Origin of the sequence: Candidatus Oscillochloris fontis, from assembly GCF_004138135.1 — a bacterium.
GTDB classification, from domain to species: Bacteria; Chloroflexota; Chloroflexia; order Chloroflexales; family Chloroflexaceae; genus Oscillochloris; species Oscillochloris fontis.
Genome location: NZ_RYFD01000021.1, coordinates 56,581 through 67,823 on the forward strand (window position 1 = coordinate 56,581; position 11,243 = coordinate 67,823).

General features: G+C 62.2%; 3 protein-coding genes and 1 tRNA gene. All 4 read right to left on the bottom strand.

The genetic code is table 11. From position 1 onward, the window contains the following. Positions 1–419: 419 nt before the first annotated feature. A complete protein-coding gene (locus EKD03_RS09880; protein ID WP_129630087.1) occupies positions 420–7,010 on the bottom strand; it encodes an Ig-like domain-containing protein in 6,591 nt (2,196 codons plus the stop codon). 16 nt (positions 7,011–7,026) lie between these two features. Next, a complete protein-coding gene (locus tag EKD03_RS09885) occupies positions 7,027–9,495 on the bottom strand; it encodes a transglycosylase domain-containing protein (RefSeq protein WP_129630089.1) in 2,469 nt (822 codons plus the stop codon). Between the two features lie 208 nt (positions 9,496–9,703). Next, entirely contained in the window at positions 9,704–10,582 is an 879-nt protein-coding gene (locus EKD03_RS09890) for a hypothetical protein (protein ID WP_129630091.1), read from the bottom strand. Between the two features lie 95 nt (positions 10,583–10,677). Beyond that, positions 10,678–10,753, bottom strand: a tRNA-Gly gene (locus tag EKD03_RS09895). Between the last annotated feature and the right edge of the window lie 490 nt (positions 10,754–11,243).

The following is an 11,243-nucleotide window of genomic DNA, read 5'->3' on the forward strand; positions in this document are numbered from 1 at the left end:
AGGTTCGTAGAGGTTTTGAGATACCTACGGTTCTTCCTCTGCGTTCCTCTGCGTCCTTTGCGGTTAAACACCGGGGCACACAAAAATCAACCGCAGAGGACACAGAGGTTCGCAGAGGTTTTGAGATACCTACGGTTCTTCCTCTGCGTACCTCAGCGTCCTCTGCGGTCAACCATATCAACCGCAGAGGACACAGAGGGACGCAGAGGTACGCAGAGGTACGCAGAGGAATGGTGCTCAAGATACCTGCGGGGGTAGCCATGTTCTTCCTCTGCGTTCCTCCCCGTCCTCTGCGGTTAAACACCGGGGGCACACGCTATCAACCGCAGAGGACACAGAGGTTCGCAGAGGTTTTGAGATACCTACGTTCTTCCTCTGCGTTCCTCCGCGTCCTCTGCGGTCAAAAACCGACGAAGCCCCTACGGCGCAACCACCGTGAACTCCGCCCCCGCGCTACGCCCGAACACCTCCGGGGCATACGTGCGCATCGCCGTCGCCGGGAGTACCTGGAAGACGCCCGGTGTCGTCGCTCGCGCTAGGTAGGTGTAGGTGTAGCTGCCGCGTGGCAGGTTGGTGGCGAAGAGCGCCACGCGGTTGTCACGCATCTCGCTGCGCCCGAAGTACCACCACCCCGGCTGCGTCCCCTCTGCGTCCGCCAGCCCTGGCTCCCGCGCCGCCGCGCTGCTGGTCTTCAAGCTGGTGTCGAGTGCCTCCAACCCCGCTGGCAGCATATCCTCGACCATGAAGTAGGGCATGTCCTCCGGCACGGTCAGTGTGATCCGCACCTGCACCAGTTCACCTAGGGTGGCCTGATTAGTCAGTTGCCCGGTCGGGCTGAGCGTGGCGCTGTCCACCAGCACATACTCGCGGGCCACGCTTACCCCCTGATCAAGTGGCTGCACGCTGGCCGCATCGGCATAGCTGCGCATGCGCAGGGTGTAGTAGAGGCGCCCCGCTCCGCCCTGACGCTGGATACTCAACTGGCTGTCGCTGCCCTGCGCCAGATCGGTCAGTTTGACCAGGATCTCTATCGGGGTGTTCAGGTTGCTGCGATCTACGCTCCCTTCGTGCAGGCTGGTATCGTTCAGCGCTACCCGGTAGCTGTAGTTGGCCTCCAGTTCGCCACTCTGGGCCAAGTATTCCGAGAGCGCCAGCAACGTCACGGCGGTCTCCTGGGTGCTGGCCCAGTGGCCATGCTCGCGCAGGCTCATCAGGTAACGCACCGCGTTGGGCACCAGGATGCTCTCTGGCTGGGTGCGTACCAACGCTTGCAGCATGAGTGCCGTCGTGCGCGTGTCGCTGCCCATCGTCCAGTAGTCGGCGCGATCTTCCTCCCAGTGCGCATCCGTGCTGCGCATGATCGCCGCGCTGCTCAGTTCGTCGGCCAACGCCTGCGCCCGATCCTGATCGCCCAGGGTCTGCAAGGTCATCAGCAAGTAGGCCCGCCCATACAGATCGAGCTTGGCACGCTCATCGTACAGCGCCACACTACGCCCGCGATCCGCCTGCCCACGTTCAGCCATGATGAAGAGGATGTAGGCGCGGGTGTTGAGCCAACTCGCGTCGGGCAGCATGCTGTTCGGGTTCAGCCCCGGATGCTGGTTCATGAACACCTTCAGGTAGGCCATGCCACCACCCAGCACGTTCTGATCCACACTGAACCCGGCGCGCTCGGCTTCGTGTAGCCCCTGGATGACATAGGCGGTCAGGTAGGGGTGACTCGCGTCATCCGCCCACCAGCCCCAGCCACCGTCAAGGTGCTGCAACTGGGCAATCCGCTGCATCCCGGTGTTAATCTGCGCACTCAGGTTGGCCTGTAGCTCCGCGTTCTCGACTCCCAACTCCTTGGTGATGCGGTAGGTCACGGCGTTGGGTAAGAAGGCGCTCACTACCTGCTCGGTACAGGCGTAGGGGAAGGTCTGGAGGTACTCCAGGCCACCCTGCACGCCCGCCGCCAACGAGGGGGCCAGTTCGAGGCTCACTTCACCACGACTCGCGTCTCCCGGCGGTGGGCGCAGCGTCTCCACGGTGAGATCGAGTACCTGTCCGGCACTCGCGGTCACTTCGGGGGTCTCGTAGCGCTGCACCGGCAGGCTGGTCTCCAAGGCGTCCTGCATCCCCCCGCCATCCACACTCAGCCGCACCGTCACATCACCCGCGCCCGCCACCGTGGCCCGCCACCGCACCAGGGTCTGGCCGTTCGCTGGCACGCTCACCGTCTGGGTCGCCGGATCTTGCAGGCTGATCGGCCCGCTCAGCCCCAGGCTTACCGTCGCCTCTAGCGGGTTAGCGGTGCTGTTCTGCACCACCGCCTGCAAGGTCGGCGCGTCACCATCGGTGAGGAAGCGCGGCATAGAGGCACGCACCAGCAAGGGGCGCGTGGCCACAATGTCGGCGCTCGTCTGCCCCACCAGCGTCGCGCTGGTGATGCCGCGTGCGCTCATGCGCCAGGTGGTCAGGTTGTCGGGCAGCGTGACGCTGATCTGGGCGGTGCCGTCCGCGCCGGTGATCAGCGCCGCATTCCAGTAGGCCGTGTCGGGGAAGTTGCGCCGCACCAGCGCGGTCTCGCTCAGGCCACCACCGCCCCCCTTGGCCTCATCACCCAATGCGGCTGTTACCCGCTCACCCAGGGCGATCAGCGACTGCGAGGTAAAGACGCCCAATGGCCGCCGCTCGTAGAAGGATTGGCGCAGACTGGGGTTGGGATCGTTGGCCAGGCTCAGAATCGCCTTGTCCACCAGCGCCAGTGTCACCTCAGCCGGTACCCCCTGGCCGGTGTAGTCCTGCGTGCTGATCGTGTAGGTGACGCGATCACGCGGGCCGACCTCGCTCTTGTCGGGGCTGATCGTGATCGTCAACTCTTGCTGCTCGGTCGAGACCGGCAGGTTCACGAGGCCCATCCGCATGTCGGGGATGGCCGGAGCCTCCGCGCTCGTCCCGTCACCCGCCGGGGTGATCAGCACCAGCGAGACGTAGACATTCGGCGCATACTCGGCACTGATCGGTACCTCGATCAGTTCGCTGGTGCCACTGAGCGTGATGATGCGGTGTGAGATCACCTGAGCCTGCTCGATGGTCAGCAGGGCAGTGCTGCCCTTGTACGGAGCCGTCACCAGGATCTTGGCCGTGTCACCCGGCTTGTAGCTCGTGCGGTCGGCAATCAGGTCAACCCGGTTGTTATCGTTAATCCCCCAGAAGGCATCGCCGCCCGCCACCCAGACAAACGCGCTCGCTTGCACCGTGCGCCCGCCATCATCCTTGCCCGTCGCACCGATGCGGTACGAACCGGCCTCACGCGGGGTGAAGCTGATCTGGCTTCGCCCCTTGTCGTCGGTGGTGGCCGGGATGGTCTGGGTGAGCGTGTCGGTATAGGCCGAGGTGAAGTAGAACTGGCCATCTGGCCCCTGCTCGCGCACGCTATACCACTCGCGCTGATAGATGCCCACCTCAACGCTGCGCCCCGCCACCGGCGCGCCCTGCGGATCGAGGGTGATCAGATCCACCGCCTGCGGCTGCCCGATCTGGCTCACGTAGCCATTCGGGCGCAGGCCAATATAGAAGGCTCCGGCGTGCATCGTCATGCCGCCCTGGGCCGCGATCACTTGGCCGTCAATATCGGTCACTTCAATATCCACGGTCAGATTCTGGCTATGCAGATCCTTCACCGTCCCGGCTGGCAACTTCAACACAAAACGCCCCTGCGCGTCAGTGGTCGCCGTACCTTCTGCCAGCATCTCGCCCGCCGCCGGACGTTCCATGTCGAACCAGCGGTAGAAGGCGTAGGCATCGTCCAGATTCTCAAACTGATAATCGGGCGCGGTCTCGGAGTTGAAGTAGTAGGGCCGCGTCAGCAAGCGCCAACGCAGCGGCGCATTCGCCAACACCCCACCCGCAAAGTAGCGCGCCGTCGCCGTCACTTCCAGCGCCTCACCCACCAGCAGATCGTCACGCGCCGCATCCACCGTAATCTCAAAGACCGGCTTGCGGTACTCGGCCACCGTGAAGCTGCCATAGGTGACGTAGGCCGTCACCTCGCCCTCTAGCTCCACGCCCATAAAGTAGCTGCCCAACAGAGCATCGCCACTCAAGGGCAGATCGAGGTCAAACGTGCCCATCTCGCTCAGGCTCAACGTCCCCGCATAGACCTGATTGCCATCCGGGTCACTGATGGTCAGCTTGGCCTGCTGATAATCTTCTGGTATGCGGTAGCGCCCGTCATCATTCAGGCGCAGCACGCCCTTAATATGCACCAGTTCACCGGGGCGGTAGAGCGGGCGATCCGTACTCAGGTTGCCCACCGCTACTACCTGCTCCTGGCTCCCCGGCAGAGAGAAGTTCCAGGGCGAAATCCCGTCAGCCCACAGGGTCGAACCGAACGCAAATGGGGTGCCCTCGGCTGTCCAGACATAGAGCGCATCATAGGGGCTAGCGGCGGCAAATTCGGCCTGCACCACGCCGTCCGCATCGGTCGCCCCCAGATCCTCCACCGCACCCAGCTTCATCAGGTTATCGCCATAGAAGAGGCTACTCACCTCAAGCGGCAGGCCAGATGTTGGTTTACCCGTTGCCAGATCCACCGCCCAGACAAAGAGCCGATCCGCACTGCGCTTGATCGTCAGTGTGGTCGGGCTGACCAACATCAGTTGGCGCTCGACCCGATTGGCTCCGCGTACCTCCAACAGATAGGGACCCGGATCGAGCGTCCCCACCTCCACCAGACTCAGATTGACCCGGTTGCGCGGCCCTTGCGGGGCCAGCGTGTTGCTCAGGATCTGCGCCGCCGGATCGGGGCTAAACTGGTTCCACTGCTCAAAATTCTGGGTTGCCGGAATGAGTTGCGCCAACTCGCCACGACTCACCCGGTAGAGCGCATATTCCACCTGCTCGGTATTCACCGTCTGGATGGGCACGCGCACCGGCGCATAGCTGCTATAGGTCATCAAGCTGTTGCTGGCTGCAATCGTCAGCGAAGGCAGCATGGCCATAGTACGGAAACTCAGCACCACATCCTGGCCCAACGCCACCCCATAGGTATCCTTAGCCGCCGCACCCACCCGAACCGTATAGTCACTCTCGGCCTGCAAGGGGAAGTAGAGGTAGAGTTGGTTATCATACGTCCCCGTATAGACCGAGGTCGGTGCGGGGATGATGCTCAGGTTCTGCTCCACCGAGGCCCAATCCATGGGTGTGGTGAAGGTCAGGCTAAGCGAGTCATTCGGGTTGACCTGCTGGTTGCCCTGCGGTGGGTAGCTCTCTAGCAACGCCGGGAGCGGCGCGACAATCAAGCTGGCGCTATAGGCTTGGCCCAACGCCGCCCCGCCATTCACCGCCCGCGCCTCGGTACCCACCACCAGGGTGTAGCTTTGCCCACGGGTGAGCGGAGCCGCCGGGGTGAACGTTACTGTAAAGCCGCTGCGCATGGGGTTGTTGGAGTCCTGCCCGGCCTGGTAGAAGACCGAGGCCGGTTTGCTGGCCACCGCGATACTCCCTGGCACGCTCACCCCGTTGGGGTCAAGCAGGCGCACCGCCCCATTCAGGCTGGCCATGTCCATCGGCTGGTTGAAGACCAGACTGAACGTTGCATTTGGATCAGCAAACCGCGCCCCACTGGGTGGCAACGAACCATACACCAGCGGTGCAATCGTGGTAAAACTCCAACTAAACCCATCGCGCAACGTCCCGCCGGTCTGATCATTCAGCCCTGCCGCAATACTCACCGTATAGCGCGTTGCTGGATCAAGCGACGTGGTCGGCGAGATGATATAGGTACTCGTATCTATCCAGCGCCCCACCCCGGCCACCGGCGGGCTGATCGTGAGTGGCTGGGGCAAACTATCCTGCTCGCTCGGCGTCACCACCGGCACCACCGGATGGTTGAAATGCACCGCAATCTGCTGCGTCGCCGTCACCACCTCGGTCGTATCAGCGGCGGGGATGACCTGGGCAATAGCCAGATCACCAATCACCTGGAACTCCCAACTCAGCGGCTCGGCATTGATCGGCTTGCCACTGGCCGCCTGCACGCCAGAGGCCAGCACCGCTTGGTAACGGCCCCCCCGGTTCAGCGCCTGCGTGGGCTGGAAGATGAAACGATCATCCTGGGTTTCGACCGTCCCTGCCACGGGTTGGTTAGTCGCCACATCAATCAGGCTGAAGTTAGCCGCTGCTGAGGCCACATCCACCCCGCGTGCCATCTGCACCTCAACCGGGCGATTCGGCACGACCTCTTGCTCCTGGTCGAAGGGGCGCGTCGTGGCCAACAGGCTGGCCTTGGTACTGAAGCTCCAACTAAATGGCTGCTCCATCCGCGCTAAGCCATCGGCGCTCACCTGCTGTGGCACCGTGATCGTATAGGTGGTTGCGGTCGCCCAACCGCCGGTTGGTGCGAAGCTATAGCGCGTCGGGCTAAGCCACTGACCCGCACCCTCCACCGGCGGCTCAATCTGCAACGGGTGGGGCAGATTGGCCACCAGGCGCGGATCTTCCGCCGCCGCCCGCACCTGCTCCGCCGGTACCACCATCTCATCAAAAACCAGGATCAGCGGCGCATTGGGCGCAATCGCCTCAGCACTGGCATCCGGCAACACCCGCTCCACCGCAACATAGGGCTGCGTGGTAAAGCGCAGCGTCAGCGGCTGCTCCATGGCGCGCCCAAACTGATTGGTGATCCCGGTGATCGTCAGCCGATAATCGGCCCCATAGGTCAAACCCTCAGTCGGCTGAATCGTCACCACCGGCCCATCCACACTCACCGTAAAGGGCGCAGCCGGCTCAAACTGGATCGCATCATTCAGCGAAGCAGCCTGCACCGCCTGATCAAAACGCATAATAATCGGCGACTGCGGGTTGGCATGATCGGCCCCATCGGGCGGCGTGACGATCAAGACCTGCGGGCCACGCAACAGTTGCGGGCCAACCATAATGCCCCCACCCGCCAGACCAACCACAACCAGGATCGCCAGAGCGATCATGCCACCCCGAACGCTGAGGAGCGAGCGAAAACGGCTCATACCAGTCCCTCGCGATCTATTCAATAACCCGAAAACGTATCTCACCACTGCGCACGCCCGCTACCTCCACCCATGCCCTATGTTCCCCCGGCGTCAGTTGCCAGAAGGCACGGTAAGGCGGCGCGCTCAGATCAGCAATGCGCTCTCCATCTATGACGATAGAAAGGGGGCCTTTAGTTCCATCGCCAACCGCCTGAATCAACAATTGCTGCCGTTCGGCAGGAATCCCACTACTCAGTTGGTAGATCGCGCCATCGGCAGGCACCACCAGCGCCGGGCCGCTGCTCCACGTGGGCAGCGGATCGGGTTGCGCAGGCAGAACATCCCCGGCCATCTGGCAGACCCGGCGCGGCGGGCTAGGCAGACCATTCTCCATCGCCCACGCCTCGGCCTCTGGTGGCAGCAGCCAGAAGATCTGGGTGACAATGCGCTCGGCGGGGTAGCCCGCTGGGGCGCGGCAGCCCAACAGACGATCCACCGCCACCGCCACATGGCTCGTGTCGGGCATCTGCGGCTGCGTACCGGCCACAAAGCGTTCGAGTCGCGTCGCAGGGCAGTACGGGCTAGGCAGCATGCCACTATCGGCACACACACTCAATTCAACAATCCCCTCCGGGCGCACAAACGCACGCACCGGCAAGCCGCGATGCGCCGCCCGCATCACCGCGTTCCAGATCGGAGCCGCCCCGGTAATGCCACTCACATCCCGCATCGGACGCCCATCAGCATTGCCTACCCACACCCCCACCACCCGATCCGGGGTGTAACCCAATGTCCAGTTATCGCGCCAATCGCTCGTCGTGCCCGTCTTAGCCGCCGCAGGCCGATCCAGATCCAACGCACTCTGGACACCAAAGGCACGCATCCTCGCAAAACGGTCCGCCAAGATGTCAGTAATCAGATAGGCCACCTGGGGCGACAGCGCCGGGGTCGGTGGGCGGTGGCTGGGCGTCGGCGCACCCTCAACCGCCAGGATCAGATACGGTGTCACCCGCATACCACCGTTGGCCAGTGCCGAATATGCCGCCGTCAACTCCAACGGCCGCACCTCACCACTCCCCAGCGCCAGCGAGAGGCCATAGCGCGCCGAATCGTGCCCCAACGACTCCAGACCAACCCGGTTGGCCATATCCAACAGCGCCGGAATACCGATCTGATCCAACACCCGCACCGCCGCCACATTCGAGGAGGTGGCCAGGGCCGTGCGCAGACTCAGCGGACCGTGGAAGGTCGCATCATAGTTCTCTGGGCTATATGGTCGCCCCTCGCGGGTCGTAAACGAGGTCGGTACATCCAGCAACAGACTCGCCGCCGTCCAGCCGCGCTCCAGCGCCGCCGCATAGGTAAGCGGCTTAATCGCCGAACCGGGCTGACGCAGCGCCAGGGCGGCATTCACCTGCCCCGCGCTGGCAGCATCGGCGAAGTTGGGGCTACCCACCAGCGCCAGAATCGCCCCATCGTGGGGATCGAGTACAACTACCGCCCCATTCGCCACCTGATGCGGCGGGCCACCCGTCTGCGGCGCATTCAGATGCTCCAGTTGGCGGCGCAGGATCGCCTCGGCCTCCTCGTGCAGTGCCAGATCCAGCGTCGTCGTGACGGTCAAGCCACCGCGCAGCACCACCTCCGGGCCATACTCAGCCGTGAGCAGATCGAGCGCATACATCACCGCATGGGGGGCGCGCATCTCCGGGGCCGTGCCGTAGAACTGGAGCGGCTCGGCCTGCGCCTGTTCCAGCGTCGCCGCATCAATAAAACCCACCCGCTGCATCGCCGCCAAGACCTGCGCCTGACGCACCCGCGCCAGATCGGGATGCACCAGCGGATCGTATAGCCCCGGAGCCTGGGGCAACCCGGCCAGCAGTGCCGCCTCAGCCAGATCCAGATCGCGCACTGGCTTGCCAAAGATACGCTGGGCTGCCGCCTCCACCCCATAACTCAAGCCGCCATAATAGACCTGGTTCAAATACATGGCCAGGATCTCCGGCTTGGAGAAGTGGGCATTCAGCTTGAGCGCCAACACCGCCTCGCGCAGCTTCCGCACCAGACTCTGGCGTTGCGCATCCTGGGGTGCAAGCAGAATCGTGCGCGCCAGTTGCTGCGAGATGGTCGAACCACCCGCGACGACCTCACCCTGCTGAAGATTCGTCCATGCGGCGCGGCCAATCCCACGCAGATCAAGGCCAGGGTTCGTATAGAAACTGGCATCCTCAATCGCAATCGTGGCCTGTTGCAGCGCCAAGGGGATCTCGCCCAACGCCACCGGCTGCTGGCGACCCGTGAGCGGATCGGGCACCGCATAGATCAAGCGGCCAACCCGATCCAGAATGCGCGTATTGCCCACACTCGTCTGCAACCGAATCTGGTTCGGGTCGGGCAAGGGGGTTGAGAACCAGAAGAAGGCCAGCACCAGCAACGCGAGCAGCACAAAGCCACCCACAACCCGCCCCAGCCAGCGCCATACGTTCCGCCACCATATACGCATCGCCCCAGCCCTCCGCAGACAACGACTCAGGTTCTATTGTCGTTGGCCGGGGGCGAATTGTCCATGGAATGCGGATGAGAAGGGGGTGATGTAGAGACGCAAAATCTTGCGTCTCTCTAGACGCAAAATCTTGCGTCTCTCTAGACGCAAAATCTTGCGTCTCTCTAGACACAAAATCTTGCGTCTCTCTAGACGCAAAATCTTGCGTCTACAAATCCACCCCGTTCGACAAATCGGGCAAACGCTTATTACTCGGCGCGGGCATACGAGCACGGTTATAGACATGGCTGGCCCCGATGATCAGAGTAGCCACATACTGCGGGTTAGCACAGAAGATGAGGCCAATACTCGTCTTGTAGCGCAGCATCACACCATGCTCGTACATTTTGCAGTGCTTCATCTCCGACCATGTTGCAGCAAATGAATTTTCGGCCCCCAGAAACATCACCCGCTCACTCGTCACCAGCAGTTTGCCACTCGCTGACTCCTTTGCCGGTGCGCCATCGGGCAGGAACGAGGCCGGAATATCAAGGTGACAGACCTCGTTCTTGTAGAGCGTGACCGAAGGTTGCAGGATGGGCAGTTCGCCAATCATCAACTTGGCCATGGCATGCTGCTCATCAAGCAGCGCATAGAGGCGGTCGGTACGCTCACGCGGCAGGCTAAAGTCGCTAATATTCTGTTTCAGCCCCTCAACAACTTTCTTGTTGGAGAGGTAGGCCGCTCGCTCGACAATCATGGCATGGATCTTCTGCTCGGCTATAGCAAAGACGCGCTCTAGCAGTGGCGCGTTATCCAACTCAAGCCCCAAGCGGCGCTGGAGGCTGAGCAGATCCTTGATCTCATCCGGGGTAATCCGCCCATCGGCAATCACACGGCGGATCGAGTCTTCAAAGAAGGCTTTAGCCTCCCCAACCACATAGCGGCGGGCGAGTTGCCAATCCAACCCGGCATGGCGCGCAGCTTGATAGAGGCGTTGTTGTCGTTCAGGTGGGTAGAGGCCATCGGCGATGAGGAGGAGGAAACTTTCGCGAAAGAGGTTGAGTTTGCGGTCGAGTTCACGTTGTGGATTACGGTTGCGAAACATACCAAGCCCCCCAAGGTATGCCCACGGAGATCCCCAGGTTACACAAAGGGGGCGGTAGAGACGCAACATCTTGCGCCTTTACCGCCCCCTTCAATTGGAGCGGGAGACGGGGTTCGAACCCGCGACCTGCACCTTGGCAAGGTGCCGCTCTACCAACTGAGCCACTCCCGCGCGACACCGGAAGTATAGCATAGCTTGTAGAAATTTGCAAATCGGCACAAGGGGGGGAACTGTTCACACTTCTCCTAGCCTCCAGGCTTTGACGCAAAGACGCCAAGGCGCAAAGCCTGCAACAACCCTTTGCGTCTTCGCGCCTTTGCGTCAATCAGAAGCTTCCTTTACCCCAAGTGTGAACAGTTACCCGCACCAACCCGATTTGACAAACTCCCCAACCCTTGCTATACTGCGCTTCGTCAGTTGAACGCACGCCAAACCGAGTTGACAACAAAGCACGGCTGTGGTAGACTGACGAAGTTGCGATGCGAGGCTACTCACCGAGTAGCTCATCCATAACAGATGAAGAGGCTCCTCAACGGCGTAGCGCTTCGGCCTACTCCGCTTTTTTACGCCACTTCCATCGCATTCCCGTCGTACCTTACCAACTGATGCACTGCGAATGCTAAAGACATCACCGTCTGGACGCCGCGCGTGAGCGCCGCGA